Annotated in this window: 16 protein-coding genes; 10 read left to right on the top strand and 6 right to left on the bottom strand. The window is 58.5% G+C overall.

Going from position 1 to position 15,403, the window contains the following annotated elements; all coding sequences use genetic code 11:
• Positions 1-11 precede the first annotated feature (11 nt).
• From ASG35_RS18350 to ASG35_RS18335, 4 genes are all read left to right on the top strand, one after another.
• A complete protein-coding gene (locus ASG35_RS18350; protein WP_056360392.1) occupies positions 12-3,035 on the top strand; it encodes an FAD-binding and (Fe-S)-binding domain-containing protein in 3,024 nt (1,007 codons plus the stop codon).
• Between the two features lie 191 nt (positions 3,036-3,226).
• Complete coding sequence (locus ASG35_RS18345) at positions 3,227-4,519, top strand: MFS transporter (RefSeq protein WP_056360937.1); 1,293 nt, start codon at positions 3,227-3,229, stop codon at positions 4,517-4,519.
• Between the two features lie 13 nt (positions 4,520-4,532).
• Positions 4,533-5,315, top strand: coding sequence for an enoyl-CoA hydratase/isomerase family protein (locus ASG35_RS18340; RefSeq protein WP_235527586.1), 783 nt, complete (start codon positions 4,533-4,535; stop codon positions 5,313-5,315).
• A 64-nt stretch (positions 5,316-5,379) separates the two neighbouring features.
• Positions 5,380-6,567: a CaiB/BaiF CoA transferase family protein gene (locus ASG35_RS18335; protein ID WP_056360934.1), complete on the top strand. Its 1,188-nt coding sequence runs from the start codon at positions 5,380-5,382 to the stop codon at positions 6,565-6,567.
• A 45-nt stretch (positions 6,568-6,612) separates the two neighbouring features.
• On the opposite strand, the gene ASG35_RS18330 is transcribed toward ASG35_RS18335, so the two are convergent.
• On the bottom strand, positions 6,613-7,242 hold the full coding sequence (locus ASG35_RS18330; protein ID WP_056360386.1) for a LysE family translocator: 630 nt from the start codon (positions 7,240-7,242) through the stop codon (positions 6,613-6,615).
• A 246-nt stretch (positions 7,243-7,488) separates the two neighbouring features.
• On the opposite strand from ASG35_RS18330, the gene ASG35_RS18325 reads away from it, so the two are divergent.
• Both ASG35_RS18325 and ASG35_RS18320 read left to right on the top strand, forming a co-directional pair.
• Positions 7,489-7,749, top strand: a complete 261-nt coding sequence (locus ASG35_RS18325) for a type II toxin-antitoxin system Phd/YefM family antitoxin (RefSeq protein WP_056360383.1) — start codon at positions 7,489-7,491, stop codon at positions 7,747-7,749.
• On the top strand, positions 7,746-8,009 hold the full coding sequence (locus tag ASG35_RS18320) for a Txe/YoeB family addiction module toxin (protein WP_056360380.1): 264 nt from the start codon (positions 7,746-7,748) through the stop codon (positions 8,007-8,009). The genes ASG35_RS18325 and ASG35_RS18320 overlap by 4 nt, the downstream gene beginning before the upstream one ends.
• A gap of 16 nt (positions 8,010-8,025) precedes the next feature.
• Here the strand turns inward: ASG35_RS18320 and ASG35_RS18315 are convergent, their stop codons facing one another.
• Positions 8,026-8,616 (bottom strand): NUDIX domain-containing protein, encoded by a 591-nt coding sequence (locus ASG35_RS18315; RefSeq protein ID WP_442854845.1) that lies wholly within the window; start codon positions 8,614-8,616, stop codon positions 8,026-8,028.
• Between the two features lie 91 nt (positions 8,617-8,707).
• Between ASG35_RS18315 and ASG35_RS18310 the strand changes: the two genes are divergently transcribed.
• Positions 8,708-9,463: a DeoR/GlpR family DNA-binding transcription regulator gene (locus ASG35_RS18310; protein WP_056360377.1), complete on the top strand. Its 756-nt coding sequence runs from the start codon at positions 8,708-8,710 to the stop codon at positions 9,461-9,463.
• On the opposite strand, the gene ASG35_RS18305 is transcribed toward ASG35_RS18310, so the two are convergent.
• A complete protein-coding gene (locus ASG35_RS18305) occupies positions 9,460-10,149 on the bottom strand; it encodes a nucleoside 2-deoxyribosyltransferase (protein ID WP_082508440.1) in 690 nt (229 codons plus the stop codon). The genes ASG35_RS18310 and ASG35_RS18305 overlap by 4 nt on opposite strands.
• A gap of 466 nt (positions 10,150-10,615) precedes the next feature.
• On the opposite strand from ASG35_RS18305, the gene ASG35_RS18300 reads away from it, so the two are divergent.
• Complete coding sequence (locus ASG35_RS18300) at positions 10,616-11,659, top strand: GGDEF domain-containing protein (RefSeq protein WP_327019650.1); 1,044 nt, start codon at positions 10,616-10,618, stop codon at positions 11,657-11,659.
• Between the two features lie 18 nt (positions 11,660-11,677).
• On the opposite strand, the gene ASG35_RS18295 is transcribed toward ASG35_RS18300, so the two are convergent.
• On the bottom strand, positions 11,678-11,965 hold the full coding sequence (locus tag ASG35_RS18295) for a hypothetical protein (RefSeq protein ID WP_056360371.1): 288 nt from the start codon (positions 11,963-11,965) through the stop codon (positions 11,678-11,680).
• 273 nt (positions 11,966-12,238) lie between these two features.
• On the opposite strand from ASG35_RS18295, the gene ASG35_RS18290 reads away from it, so the two are divergent.
• The gene (locus tag ASG35_RS18290) at positions 12,239-12,889 is read left to right on the top strand and encodes a YukJ family protein (protein WP_056360368.1); all 651 of its coding nucleotides are present in this window, start codon (positions 12,239-12,241) and stop codon (positions 12,887-12,889) included.
• Here ASG35_RS18290 and ASG35_RS18285 read toward each other — a convergent pair.
• Both ASG35_RS18285 and ASG35_RS18280 read right to left on the bottom strand, forming a co-directional pair.
• Positions 12,886-13,227 (bottom strand): zinc ribbon domain-containing protein YjdM, encoded by a 342-nt coding sequence (locus tag ASG35_RS18285; protein ID WP_056360365.1) that lies wholly within the window; start codon positions 13,225-13,227, stop codon positions 12,886-12,888. The two genes, ASG35_RS18290 and ASG35_RS18285, sit on opposite strands and share 4 nt — an antisense overlap.
• A gap of 90 nt (positions 13,228-13,317) precedes the next feature.
• Positions 13,318-14,502, bottom strand: coding sequence for an alpha-hydroxy acid oxidase (locus tag ASG35_RS18280; protein ID WP_056360362.1), 1,185 nt, complete (start codon positions 14,500-14,502; stop codon positions 13,318-13,320).
• 71 nt (positions 14,503-14,573) lie between these two features.
• Here ASG35_RS18280 and ASG35_RS18275 point away from each other — a divergent pair, with 71 nt between their 5' ends.
• The gene (locus ASG35_RS18275) at positions 14,574-15,401 is read left to right on the top strand and encodes an IclR family transcriptional regulator (RefSeq protein WP_056360357.1); all 828 of its coding nucleotides are present in this window, start codon (positions 14,574-14,576) and stop codon (positions 15,399-15,401) included.
• Positions 15,402-15,403 lie beyond the last annotated feature (2 nt).

The raw sequence follows: 15,403 nt of genomic DNA, 5'->3' as shown, positions 1-15,403 counted from the left end.
ACACTGAAACGATGCTGACCCGATCCCCCGAAGCACTCGTCCAGCCGATCCACCTGATGCCGGCATCGGCCAGGGCCGCGCTTTCTCCGCTCGCCGCACGTCTTCGCAGCGAGATGAAGGGCGATGTGTTATTCGATCGTGCCGCGCGCGGACGCTACGCGACGGATGCATCGATCTACCAGATCACGCCGATGGGTGTAGTCGTGCCGCGCGATCAGGCCGACTTGCTGCTCGCGCTGGACATTGCACGCGACGCAAAAGTGCCCGTGCTCGCACGCGGCGCGGGGACGAGCCAGTGCGGGCAGACGATCGGCGAAGCGCTGGTTATCGACACGAGCAAGTGGCTCAACAACATAGTCGATTTCAATGCCGATGCACGCACGGTGACGGTCGAGCCCGGCGTGGTGCTGGACCATTTGAACGCGTGGCTGAAGCCGCATGGCTTGTGGTTCCCGGTGGACGTATCGACGAGCGCGCAGTGCACGATCGGCGGCATGGCGGGCAACAACTCGTGCGGTTCCCGTTCCATGGAATACGGGATCATGGTCCACAACGTGGCTTCCATCGACGCTGTTCTTGCCGATGGTCACCAAGCGACGTTCGGCGCCTTGCATTCCATGTCAGCCGACGCGCGCACACGTTCATTGGTCGAAGGCGTGCAACGCATCGCGCAACGTGAACGCGATGAAATCCGCGAGCAGGTGCCGAAGGTCTTGCGACGCGTGGCGGGCTACAACATCGATCTCTTCGATTGCCAAAGTCCTTTGGCTTTCAGCGCCGATGGCGAACCGAATCTCGCGCAGTTGCTGGTCGGCTCCGAAGGCACGCTTGCGTTTAGCCGACGCCTCACGCTCAAGCTCTGGCCGCTGCCGGAACACAAGACGCTGGGCGTGGTGAACTTCCCGACGTTCTACGACGCAATGGACATGACGCAGCATATCGTCAAGCTGGGTCCGGTTGCGGTGGAACTCGTCGATCGCACGATGATCGATCTTTCGATGTCCAATCCGGCGTTCCGCCCGGTCATCGAAAAGGCGCTGGTCGGACAGCCGCAAGCGGTCTTGCTGGTCGAGTTCGCAGGCGCCGATAAAGCCGTTCAACTCGCGAAGCTCGCACAACTGGTCGCGCTGATGGGCGATCTCGGTTTGCCCGGTTCCGTTGTCGAAATGCCCGACGCCTCGCAGCAAAAGTCCTTGTGGGAAGTGCGAAAGGCCGGGCTCAACATCATGATGAGCATGAAGGGCGATGGCAAGCCGGTATCGTTCATTGAAGATTGCGCCGTGCCGCTCGAACATCTGGCGCAATACACGACGCGTCTGACTGAAGTCTTTCACAAGCACCATACCGAGGGAACGTGGTACGCGCATGCGAGCGTCGGCACGCTGCACGTGCGGCCCATTCTGGATATGCGTCGCGACGGTGCGCAGAAAATGCGTGCGATTGCGGAAGAAGCCTCGGCATTGGTGCGCGAATATAAAGGTGCATATTCGGGTGAACACGGCGATGGTTTGTGTCGCGGCGAATGGGTCGCGTGGCAATACGGACCCCGAATCAATCAGGCGTTTCGCGAGATCAAGGCGCTCTTCGATCCCTACAATCGCATGAGTCCGGATCGCATCGTGAATCCGCCAAAAATGGACGATGCAGGCAACTTCCGTTTTCCGCCTTCATACCGTGAAAGGGCGCTCGAAACGCAACTCGACTGGTCGCAATGGAACGTGACGCGCGATCCGCTCACGGGCGCGGAAACGCTGGCCGGCACCGGCGATGATCGTACCGGCGGTCTCGCGAAAGCGGTGGAGATGTGCAACAACAACGGCCATTGCCGCAAGTTCGACGCTGGCACGATGTGCCCGAGTTATCGAATCACGAAGGACGAGCAGCACGTCACACGCGGTCGCGCAAATACGTTGCGGCTCGCGATCAGCGGACAGCTTGGCGAAGAAGGGCTCGCGAGTCAGGACGTGAAGGACGTGCTCGATCTGTGTGTGTCGTGCAAGGGCTGCAAGCGCGATTGCCCGACCGGCGTAGACATGGCGAAGATCAAGATTGAAGCGCGCGCCGCATGGACCGCGAAAAACGGCCTGCGCTGGCGCGATCGACTGGTTGGATTCATGCCGCGGTATGCGCCGTATGCGAGCCGCGTGCCTTCGTTGTTCGGCTCGGTGGAGCGTTTGCCGCGCGTTGCGAGTTGGGTCAAGGCACGTCTCGGCCTTGCGCCTGAGCGTGCATTCCCGAAGTTCGTTGCGCCGTTTTTATCGACGGCTGAACAACCGTTGCCGGGTTCGGTGCATGGCAAGGAAGTGCTGCTTTTCGTCGATACCTTCAACAACTATATGGAACCCGAAAACGCGCGCGCGGCGAAGCGCGTGCTCGAGGCTGCAGGTTACGCGGTTCACCTGAACCTGAAAGATGGCGAACGGCCGCTTTGTTGCGGACGCACGTTCTTGTCAGCCGGGAAAGTAGATGAAGCGAAAGCCGAAGCGCGCCGTACTTTGGACACGCTGCGCCCATTCATTGAGCGTGGTGTTCCTGTCGTTGGACTCGAACCGTCATGCCTGCTTTCATTCCGCGATGAGTTTCTCGACTACGGCTACGGCGACGAAGCGCGCAAACTCGCGGAGACATCGTTTCTCTTCGAAGAATTTCTGGTACGCGAGAAAGAGGCGGGACGTCTAAGGCTTTCGTTGAAACCGCTCGTGCATCCCAAGGCGCTCGTTCACGGACATTGTCATCAGAAAGCCTTCGACGTGTTTCGCCCCGTGCAAGCCGTGCTCGGCTGGATTCCATCGCTCGAGGTAAAGGTGATCGAGTCGTCCTGTTGCGGAATGGCAGGCAGCTTCGGTTACGAAGCCGAGCACTACGAAGCATCTAAAGCGATGGCCGAATTGTCGCTCTTGCCGGCCATACGAAAAGCGGAAGACGCATTGATAGTCGCCGATGGCACCAGTTGCCGGCATCAAATAGCGGATGGAACGAACGCAAACGCAATGCATGTCGCGCGCGTTCTCGAGTCCGCGCTAAAAGAATTCTAAAAGCTCTACACCCACAGCGGACATGTTCAAAAATTCGCGCACTGGAGACAAGCATGACACGACCGCGCAAGCCCAGGATTCGCAGCAACGCTGCCACGCCGATCAGGTAAGGGTTTATCGAAGTTCCGGATGCAGTTCGCTTCGGGCGCCCTTGCGGCGTCATGTTGAAGCACGCACTAATCAAGGAGACGATGATGTTCCGTCGAGCTACGACGCGCGTTTTGTTATTGCTGTGCGCCATGTATTTCATCACGTATGTGGACCGTGTCAACGTCAGTACCGCCGCCTCGCAATTCGGCTCGGAACTGCATTTGTCGCATACGCAGATTGGTTTTGTGTTCTCCGCGTTCGCTTATCCGTATCTCGTGTTCCAGATCATCGGCGGATGGGTGGGCGACCGGTTCGGGCCGCGCCGCACGCTTGCCGTGTGCGCCGTGATATGGGCGGGCGCAACGGTGATGACGGGCCTGTCGGGTGGCTTCGTTTCCCTGATCATCGCGCGCCTTTTGCTTGGACTCGGCGAAGGCGCGACGTTCCCGACCGCCACGCGCGCCATGTCGAACTGGATGCCCGCCGATAAACGCGGCTTCGCGCAGGGCATCACGCACGCGGCATCGCGGATTGGCAATGCGGTCGCGCCGCCGCTGATCGTTTGGCTGATGATCGCGACAAGCTGGCGCGGGGCGTTCATCGTGACGGGTATCGTGAGCTTTCTATGGGCGATTGTCTGGATCTTCTATTTCCGCGACAACCCTCGCGAACATCACGCCATTACCGACGCCGAATGCGAGACACTTTCATCGTTCTCCGGCGTAAAGCAAAGAACGCCGGTACCGTGGCGCGCGCTCCTTGGACGCATGGCCCCGGTCACCGCCGTGTACTTTTGCTACGGCTGGGTCTTGTGGCTGTTTCTCGGCTGGATCCCGCAGTATTTCCTGCACAACTATCACATGCAGCTAGGCAAATCCGCGCTCTTCGCATCCGGCGTTTTCTTTGCGGGCGTGCTCGGCGACTGGCTGGGTGGATCGGTGACGGATCGCATCTTGCGGCGTAGTAAAAACCTCCGCCTCGCACGCAACGTGATGGTCGGCGTGTGCATGTTCCTGACGCTGCTGTCGCTTGCGCCCATCATGCTGGTATCGAACATGTCGATCACGTTGGCCGCGCTGTGCCTGAGCGGCGGTTTCTTCTTTAACGAAATGACGATCGGGCCGATGTGGGCCGTGCCCATGGATATTGCGCCGAAACACGCCGGCACCGCCAGCGGCATCATGAACTCGGGGTCTGCATTGGCGGCGATCATCAGTCCGGTCGTCGGCGGATTCCTGATCGACCGGACGGGGAACTGGAACCTGCCTTTCACGGTATCGATGGTACTGATGGCGGTCGGTATTGTGCTGTCGTTCACCATGCGGCCGGATCGCGTCCTGGACGATGTGCCCGCGGGCGCGGAGAACGCCGAGCCGTTGCGCAAGTACGTTTAGAACAGGAGACGATGTGACTGAAGCTTCAATCCGCGTGGAACGCGAGGAAAGCATCGCCACGGTCGTGATTGATCGGCCGGAGAAACTCAACGCGATGACCAAGCCGCTCTGGCAAGCGCTGGGCGAAACCATCGACACGCTTTCCGCCGATGACGCCATCCGCTGCATCGTCCTTCGCGGTGCGGGCGAGAAGGCGTTTTCGCCGGGCAACGACATCGCGGAGTTCCGCACCGATCGATCCAACGTCGAGCAAGCGCGTGCCTATGGCGCGATCATGCATCGCACGTTGAGTGCGCTCGACAGATGCAGGCATCCGATCGTCGCGATGATTCACGGAATCTGCGTGGGTGGTGGCCTTGAGATTGCCGCCATGTGCGACCTGCGCATTTGCGGTGAATCGAGTCGTTTCGGTGTGCCGATCAAAAATCTCGGCCTCGTGATGGCGCATGCAGAACTCGACGCGCTCGTGAAGCTCGCCGGTCCCGCCGTCGCGCTGGAAATCTTGCTCGAAGGCCGGATTTTCGATGCGCACGAGGCGTTCACCAAAGGCCTTGTCACGCGCGTGGTCCCCGACGATCAGGTCACGTCCGAGACGTTGTCAACGGCACGCCGTATTGCCGATGGCGCTCCGCTTGTCGCGCGCTGGCACAAGCAGTTCGTCAAGCGTGCGATGAACCCCGCGCCGCTCACCGATGCAGAGCGGGACGAAGGTTTTGAATGCTTCGGCACGGAGGACTTTCGTACCGGCTATCAGGCTTTCCTCGATAAGGTCAAACCGGAATTCAAGGGACGTTGAGATGAGCGTTGAGATGAACGAACTCGAAACATCCGACAGCAAAAACGCCGGCCCGCTTGCCGGCATGCGCGTGATCGAACTCGCGCACATCATGTCCGGACCCATTTGCGGCATGATGCTCGCCGACATGGGCGCGGACGTCATCAAGGTCGAAAAGATTCCCGGTGGCGACGACTGCCGCCGCTTCGCGCCCATTCTCGAGGGAGGCGAATCGGCATCGTTCATGATCGTGAATCGCAACAAACGCGGCGTTGCGATCAACTTGAAGACCGATGGCGGGCGGGAAGTGCTGCGCAAGATGCTCGCAACCGCCGACGTGGTCACGGAGAATTACCGGCGCGGCACGATGGAAAAACTCGGCATGGGTTACGAGGCGCTCAAGGCGGAAAATCCCGGCTTGATCTATTGCGCGATATCGGGCTTTGGACGCAGCGGTCCCATGGCCGACAAGGGCGGCTTCGACCTGATCGCGCAAGGCATGAGCGGACTGATGAGCATGACCGGCGAACCGGGGCAAGCGCCGATCAAGGCCGGCTCGCCCGTCACCGATATCAACGCCGGTATTCTCGCCGCGCTCGGCATTTGCGCGGCGTATGCGGGCAGGCACAAAACCGGCGTGGGACAGATGGTCGATACATCGCTGTTCGAGGCCGGCTTGCAGCAAATGTACTGGGCGTTCGCCAATTATTTCGCCGATGGCACCGTGCTGCCAAAAGCGGGCTCGGCAAATCCGACGAGCGCGCCTTATCAGGCGTTCCGCACGAAGGATGGCTGGGTCAATATTGGCGGAGCAAATCAGAGCAACTACGAACGTCTGGTCGGCGTTCTGGATATTCCGGGGCTTGCTGACGACGAACGCTTCAGGACCAACGCCGGGCGCATGAAGCATCGTGGCGTGTTGGTGGAGATTCTGACGAATCGGTTGGTCGAACACACTACGAACGAATGGCTCGAAGTGTTCGATACCATCGGCCTGCCTTCCGGTCCGGTGCTCGGCGTGCCGGAAGCGGTCGCGCACGAACAGGCTTTGGCGCGTGGGATGATCGTGGAAACGACGCATCCGGTATCGGGCCGAATGCGTGGCCTGGGTCTGCCGATTCATTTCTCCGATGGTCGCACGCAATCGCCCGTGCCGGCGCCGCTCCTGGGACAACATACGGTGGACGTGCTGCGTGAATATGGTTTCTCCGATGAACGCATCGGCGCGCTAAAGGATGAGGGCGCGATTCTGGTTAGCGATGTGACGACCTGATCTACGTTCACTAAACAGGCGGACGGTCCTATCGTTTAAAAGCATTTATTCGATCGACAAGCGCAGCGCAAACGCCAGCAATGCCGCTGAAAAAGTCCATCGCTGCACGACCTGCGCGCGCGGATGACTGCGCAACCAGCCGGATATTCGCGTGGCGCCGAACGCGAGGGTCGTATCGAACGCGGCGCCCATCGCGACCAGCACCACGCCGAGTTCGACAACTTGCGACCAGACCGCGCCTGCATCGGGATGAATGAATTGCGGCAGCAGCACGGAACAAAACAGCAGCGCCTTTGGGTTGAGCAAGCTGCTCATCATGCCTTTAAAGAATGCCGAGCGCAGCGTATAAGACGTGCCTGATGCGGCGTTGTTGGTATCCAGTCCGAATGCGGGTGAGCGAAAAATCTGGACCCCGATATAGGCCAGATACAGCGAGCCGGCGATACGCACGCCGTCATAAAGCCACGGCGCGCTGCGCAGCAACGCTGCGACACCGAGCGCCGACAACGTCACGTGGAGTGTGCGCGCGGCTGCAAGACCCGCAGCGGTCGACAAACCATGTCTAAGCCCGCGTGACGCGCTCATCTGCAAGACGATCGCCATGTCGGGCCCGGGCAACGCGTAGACCACTGCGAGCGCACCGATAAACACCATAAGCAATTGCAGCGAAACCATGATCAGCCCCTGTGTTCGAAGCAGTTATGGTGACGCTGATTGACTAGCGGTTTCCTGCTAAGTGGACGCTGTTTAACGGCAGCATTAGTGGAAAACGCTCCAGATAACCGACCTGAAGTTCGCGAAGAATCGCCGAGCGCCGAGCGCATACGTTGAAGGCCTTTATGTACAGGTAGTTGTACATGTTCAGGCGGGATATGCTAGACTGGCGCACTTCGTAGTGAAGGGTAATAACCAGGAGGACATATGCGCACGATCCCTTTTACCGACGCTCGCGCCAACCTTAAGCAGGTAATCGACAACGTGGTCAATGACGTTGACGTTACGCTTATCACACGCCGCGATGCACCCAATGCAATAGTGATGTCACAGGAGCATTACGACAGTTTGATGGAAACCGTTTATCTCTTGCGCTCGCCGGCGAATGTTGCTCATCTCGAACGGTCTATCAAGCAATTGCGTGCGGGCAAGGTCAAGCCACACAAGCTCGATGAAGCAGACACATGAGCGCGTTGAATATCATGTGGACTGCCGAGGCGTGGGAAGACTATATCTATTGGCAAGGGCAAGACAAGAAGACGCTTAAACGAATCAACCAGCTAGTCAAAGACGCCCAGCGAACGCCGTTCGAAGGTGTTGGCAAACCGGAGCCGCTGAAGGCTAACTTGACTGGGTTCTGGTCGCGACGTATCGACGAAACCAATCGTCTTGTCTATGAACTCGCGGACGCACAGATCAATATCATCTCGTGCCGCTATCACTATTGATTAGCGCTTTGAACCCCTAAATCATCACCCGATTCAGCGCCACGAACTGAAGCAGCATGATTGTCTTGGCATCGACAATTTCACCGCGCCGCACGGCATCGAGCGCATCGTCGAGAGGCCATTCCATAACCTCGAGATCCTCCCCTTCCGCCTCCACGCCGCCGCCGTGCCCCACGCGCGAAGACGCATCGTATTCAGCAATGAAAAAGTGCAGCTTCTCCGTCACTGAACCCGGGCTCATATACGCCTCGAAAACTTTCTCGACGTTTTCTACGTGATAACCCGTTTCCTCTTCCGCTTCCGCGCGAATGCGTTCTTCGGGCGAGGCGTTATCGAGCAGGCCCGCGGCCGCTTCGATCATCATGCCGTCGTGCCCATTCACGAACGCAGGCAAGCGAAATTGCCGCGTCAGCACGACTGTCTTTTGCTCTCGATTAAAAAGCAGGATCGTCGCACCATTCCCACGGTCATACGTTTCGCGGCTTTGACGCTGCCACACGCCGTCGCTACGCAGGAAGTCGAAGGTGGTTTTCTTCAGGACGTACCAATCGTTAGAGAGGACGGCCGTGTCGATAATGCGGACTCTGTCTTTCGTGCTGGTCACCATTTATTGGCCCCGGTATCGCGGAAAAGAGTGTTCATGTTATCGTGCAGTTTCGTGCAATATCAAGATATTTCGTGCAATCGGGTTCATAGACATGCTGACGTCTCAACGAAAGAAAGCGATCCTCGACGCGTTGGCGCGCGACGGACACGTGCTTGCCAAGCAACTTAGCGAAACCTTCGAGGTGTCGGAGGACACGGTCCGGCGCGATCTGCGCGAACTGGCCGGCGAAGGGCTTTTGCAGCGGGTGCACGGCGGCGCGTTGCCGGCATCGAGCGCGGTGGCGCCGTTTACGGAGCGGCGAGAGATCGAGTCATCGGCGAAGCGCGCCATAGCCGGCGCCGCTGCGGCCATGATCGGAAAAGGTCAGGTCGTCATAATCGATGGCGGTACAACGTCCGCCGAACTGGTCCGTCAAATTCCGCGCGATTTGCAGGCAACGATCGTGACGCATAGCCCGAGCGTGGCTGTCGGTCTGATCGATCATCCAATGATCGAAGTGCTTGTAATCGGTGGCCGGCTATTCAAGCATTCCATTGTCACGGTCGGGGCAGCCGCGATCGAAGCCATGTCGCATATCCAGGCGGATATTTATTTCATGGGCGTCACCGGCGTGCATCCCACGGCGGGATTGAGTACCGGCGATTACGAAGAGGCGTATGTGAAACGCGCGCTTGCTGCGCGGGCGGCGGAGACGGTTGTGCTGGCGTCATCGGACAAGATCAACGCCGCTTCGCAATACGTGATCGGTGGGCTGGCGCTTGCCCAGACGATCATCGTGGAAAAAGCGACCGATCCGGCGCTGACAAAACCGCTGGAGAAATCGGGCGTGACGATCGTGCGCGCTTAGATCAATCCCGCAGCGGCCATGGCGTCGAGGCAATCCTCCGGGCCGCCTACGACAATGCTTGCCGTGCACGCAAGCATCAGATTCAGGTTCAAGCCGAAATCCTCGACCACAAAACCCTTGGCGCAATACGATGCGCTACCTTCTTCACTTACCGATACACGCTCGATCAACGTCCGGTTTTCTCCGGTATAACTCCACACCGGCTTGCTTAATGCCACAGCAAATCCCACTTCGAATGCGGTGCCGCTATCAGGTTCGCCCACGCCACGAAAATCATTGAGATTTGCCATGACGATATCCGCCGAACGAATCAATTCCATATTCGCGCGACAAATCCATTGTGCTTTTCCACGCTGATCGAGTTCATCTGGAACCTTTCCGTCGAGCGGATACAAGCCGATGGTTCCACGCGACTGACACATCGCCTTGAGCCTTTCGCCGTGACTTGACGCGTCGCTTCGAAAAACATCGAAACCCGCAAGATAGATGCGCGGCGTAGCAGCCGCCATTTCGATAGGAAGCCGTGTGGGTGCATAGTGGCCTTCGCGAACTTTACGTCGTACGCGGTTCAACTGTTTATGAACCGATGTCACGAGCTTGCCTGTTCGCGTCGCGATTTCTTCGACGCTCAAGCCCTGGTCGATCAATTCGATCAACGACAATTGTTTCTTGGTCGGGCCGCGCATCGCTCTCCTTTTTGCCGAGTGAATTTTAAATTGCTCAAGATTATCCCACCCGCGCCGATAAGCTTGTTAAGGCGTAATCAGGCTTGCGCATCACCTTGCTTTGAGAGCTAAGTTACGCCGGATTTCCTAAGCCGGCGTTAGAGGCCATTCTCCATGGATTAACCCCGAGCGACTGGATATGAGCTAGTAAGCGGGCTTAGAATACGCGCATATGCGGTCATCCTTGCTAAAGGGAAATCTAGAGCACGCGTATCGCCGCAAATGGACAACATAAAGCCGCTGGTGTTGTGATTACTGATTGAGTCCATGACAGGCAGAAGGTGCGACGCCGACGTGGCGAAAGCAGTCGCATAGAAAAGCAACCATCCATGGATACCAAATTAGAGCCATCAGTCTGCCTCGCTGGCGATTCACAACGTGGCTGTGCTATTCCGGTCCTGACGTTCCCGACGATATTCGGGCTGCGTTGATCGGAAGTCTGTTCGGCACCTTGCCCATTTTTGCCGGCGGCGTTCTCAACACGATTGCCGTTTCCATCGCCATCACGCTGCGTGAACCCACGCCCGCGTTCATAGCCTGGGTGGTAATGGAAGTCTTGCTGTGCGGCACGCGCCTGGCGTTGCTGGTCGCGGCGCATCGGGCCGCACGGCGCGGACAGCCTACCTTTACGGACGTGTATTTGCTGCTCGGCGTGCTGTGGGGAGCGAGCGTCGGTTATGGCGCGTTCATTAGTATCCTGAGCACTGACTGGATCGCGGCGACGCTTTCCTGTTTGTCGGCGGCCGCCATGGTCGGTGGCATTTGCTTCAGGAATTTCGGCGCGCCGCGGCTCGTCGCGATCATGATTTTATTGTCGCTTGGCCCGTGCTGCATTGCTGCTGCCTTGTCCAAGGAACTGATCCTGACGCTTACGCTGATACAGATTCCGTTTTATCTGGTCGCAATGAGCATTGCTGCGTTTCGCCTTAACGGACTGCTCGTTTCCACGATGAAAGCCGAAAGGGAAAACGATCATCGTGCGCGGCATGATGCGCTGACCAGCTTGCCGAACCGTGCAGGACTGATTCACGCATCGCAGACGCGGTACAAGGCGGTGTCGGGAAATGGCAGGAAAACCGCGGTGCTTTACATCGACCTGGATGGTTTCAAACCCGTCAACGATCAATACGGTCACGAAGCCGGCGACCTGCTGCTCGTGATGATCGGCGGCCGTTTGAATGCGCTGAAAGGCCCCGACGACATGGTGTTTCGTATCGGCGGCGACGAATTCGTGGTGACCATCAGTGCGTCAGGTCATGACGATGCTGCTGCGTTTGCGGATCGGCTCATCAATGAAATGTCGTCGGCGTTTGCGCTGACATCGCATGTTTCGGTGAACGTGGGCGCGAGCATTGGCGTGGCGCTCGTGCCCGACCACGGTGCCGACGTGCTGACCGCTCTCAATGCCGCTGATAAAGCCCTGAATGTAGCCAAGGCGATGGGCAAAGCCCGGTGGAGCCTGGCGACTTGAAGCTTACTCAAAGCAGCTTCAGCGTTTTTCCTCCAGCGCCGATCCGCCGCTTAGCCACGAACAATCCACGTGCAGCAATTCCGATAAACGCCGGCAATCCGCATTACGCGGCATCGTAATTCCTGCCCGCCACAACGCCACATCCCCTTCCGTTACCCCGAGCGATTTCGCCACGCGCTGCGATGTCAGCCGCGAGCGCTTGATGGTCATGTCGAGTCTTGCGGCAAATGCGCGACCCAGGCGCGGGCTGCCGCTGGTTTCGCTGCTGTCGCTGATGTGATGGTCGGTAAGAGAGTGTGCGTTCATGAATGCGCAATGCCAAGGGCGGTTACGGTTTTCGAACGGCAACTCTAAGTGATCAAAGAGTCGTGTTAGTGACATTACATTCGCTTTAACGGCCGAAATGTTTTCAGACGCACATAACAACGAAGTTGCGGAAATGCCAAGGCCCACCAAGCATATTTCCTTGACGGTTTGATGGCAGACGCACATTTAAGCTGGATTTGTCTCGCCGCAAGTTGAAACCCGGGAACCGGCGCAAACTTTGCTGCGAAACAAAATCCAGCCACGGAGGAACTCATGTCAGTGAACTATGGCGTGCTGAAAGGCACGGTCACCGGCCATCTTCGAAACGCAGACGATGACCATTATCAAATCCTCGTCCACGGCGGCACGACGGTTTTTCGAATTGCATCGAATGTGAAATCGTCGGCGCCGCACGCGCCTTCAACCGTTCTGTTCGAGGAACTCGACACGCTGCCCGACGAATTCATCCAGAAACTGGGCGCGCTCACGCCCGGCTTCACGAAGTTGTCATCCACGCCCGGCGGTCTTGCGATCGACTATGTGCGCGGCGGTCTTGTCGATACCCAGGCGATGAAACCCGTTCCGCCCGATGAGCCCGGCGTGAACAACGACCTGAAAGACAAGCTGGAGGACGCGGTCGTTGCCGCGATGGCCATGGAAGGCTCGATTGTCTATGCGTTCGGATCACGTTGGGGACCCGAGCAGAACAAGCCGGATCAGTATTTCCATTTCGTGCCCGGCAACGGCGTTCACGATATCCACATGAACCAGGGCAACGGCGGCCAGTACGCGCGGGACAACGGCGCGTATCAGGACGGCGCGCTGATGATCGCGTATCCGGACAACACGTGGCGCGCGTTTTTCTTCGCGTTCCAATCGCAGACCTTCGATACCGACGCGAACGGCAACCCCGTGAAGACTTAAGCCTTCTTCAGATAGCACGCCTTGAGCATGAAGCTTCCGGCGTCCATCTTGCAATCGACTTCATGGTCACCGCCAACAAGCCGGATGCTTTTCACTTTCGTGCCGACCTTCAGCGTAATCGATGAACCTTTGACCTTGAGGTCCTTGATCAGCACGACGGAATCGCCGTTGGCGAGCACGTTGCCGTTCGCGTCTTTCACGACGGATGTTTCGTTTTCATCGGCGGGAACCGTGTCGGTTGCGGACCATTCGTGGGCGCAGTCGGCGCAAATGATGCGGTCTGCATCGGCGTAAGTATTTTCCATCGCACAGAGCGGGCAGGGCGGAAGTGTCGGCATGTTCCCTCAAATAATCGTAACAGTCGAAGCGATGTGCAGACGTTTTGGAATGCAAACGAGATCGCTTCGAAAGGCGGGATTATAGAGGGCTTATCGCGCGCTTCGTGCCGTGCAACGCGACGCGTGATTAGCAACATCGTTCGCATTGCCGATAAACGCCGGGCCGAGGTCCGCGAGTGTCTGGCAACCGAGCAAACGCAATGCGATCAGCATCTCGTCCATTATCAACGCGAGGACGCCTTCAACGCCGGGCAGCCCGTTTGCGGCGACGCCATACAATGGCGCGCGGCCGAGCAGTACACCGCGCGCGCCCAATGCGACCGCTTTCAACGCATCGCTGCCGCGCCGCACGCCGCCATCGATCAACACGGTCATCTCGTCGCCAACCGCATCCACGATTCGCGGCAACACTTCCACCGGCGCGAACGTGCTGCCTAATTGCCGGCCGCCATGGTTCGATACAACGATGCCATCCGCGCCATGCTTCAACGCGAGCGTTGCATCGTCGGCGCTCATCACGCCTTTCACCACCACGTTTCCGCTCCAGTGTTTGCGAACCCAGTCGAGGTCCGTCCATTCCAGGTGCAGATCCATCTGCCGGCTCAGCATGGCTGAATGACGCGATAAATCCGCGCGCTCGCCCACGCTCTTAGCAATGTTCTTCAGTTGCGGCGATCCGAAGCGCGCCATTTGCATCGACCAATGCGGATGCATCACGCAATCGGCAATGAGTTTCGGCGTCAGCTTCAACGGTAACTTGAAGCCGTTGCGCGTGTCGTGATCGCGCTTGCCGTGCACGGGGACATCGACGGTCAAAAGAAGCGTCGAAAATCCCGCAGCGCTGGCCCGCCGCATGATGTCTTCTGCAATGCCGCGATCCTGCTGCACGTAAAGCTGCATCCACAAGTCGCCTTGCGCGGCGGCGGCGCGCACGTCTTCGAGCAGTGACGTTGAAGCGGTCGATAACGCGAACGGCAAACCCGCGCGGCTCGCCGCTTGCGCGAGGAGTTCATCGGCGCGCGGCCAGAAAAGACCGTTCAAACCCGTCGGTCCGACGATCATCGGTGCGGCCGCTGCACGTCCGAAAAACTGCGTTGCGGCAGAACAGATCGACACGTCCTTGAGCACGCGCGGCTTGAAAAGCCACTGCTTGTATGCATCGATATTGCGCTTCAAAGCGTCGCCGTCTTCGGCACCGCCATCCAGATAATCAAACGCCAGACGCGACAAACGCCGGCGCGCAACGAGCCGGAATTCAGCCACCGATGAAACCATTCAAGCTCCCCGATTCGATTGCACTACAATTGTGATAATCACAATCCGATACTTTCAAGAACCAAACAAGCATGGTCAAAAGCGCTGCTGACAAGCCAAAAGAGTCAGGCGAGAAAGAGACTCAGCGCTCGTCGCTGTTTGTCGGATCAACCGAAAAAGCCTTCCAGGTCCTGCACGCGTTCGACGGTCCGAGCCGCCACATGACCCTCGTCGATATTGCCCGCGCGTCCGGACTCGATCGCAGCGCCACGCAACGCCTCGTGCATACGCTCGAAGTGCTCGGCTATCTGTATCGCGTACCGGAAACGCGCAATTACGGCATGACCACCAAGGTGCTGCAGTTCTCGTACAACTACGTGCGCGCGAACGAGCTCATCGACAAAGCCTCGCCGTATCTTCTCGACATCAGCCGCCGGCTCGGCGAAACCACCAATCTCCAGGAACTCGACGGACACGAGATCGTGTTCGTTGCGCGCTTCCCGGGGCAGCATCTGGTGAACATCGACATTGTGGTCGGCGCGCGTTTGCCGGCCATGTTCACGGCATCGGGCATCGCAATCCTGTCGCGTCTTTCCGATGACCGCGTGCGCGAGATCCTTTCGCAAACACGCCTCGACCCCGTCACGCATTACACCGAAACCAATCCCGACAAACTGCTTGAACGCGTGCGCAAAGTCGCGCGACGCGGCTACGCGGTGATCGAGAACGAAACCGTGCTCGGCGATATTTCCGTGGCTGCGCCGGTGACGGACCACGGCGGCATGGCGGTCGCCGCGATCAACATTTCCGTGCCCACGTCGCGCTGGTCTATCGAGCGCGTGGAAGCCGAACTCGCGCAGCACGTGCAGGTCGCCGCGACGTCTATTTCGAAGGCGCGGCTTTCCGGCTATAAGCGCTGATC

The organism is Burkholderia sp. Leaf177 (assembly GCF_001424345.1).
In the GTDB taxonomy this organism is placed as follows: domain Bacteria; phylum Pseudomonadota; class Gammaproteobacteria; order Burkholderiales; family Burkholderiaceae; genus Caballeronia.
The sequence above is the reverse complement of the archived record's forward strand: the minus strand, read 5'-3'. Positions and strand labels throughout refer to the sequence as shown.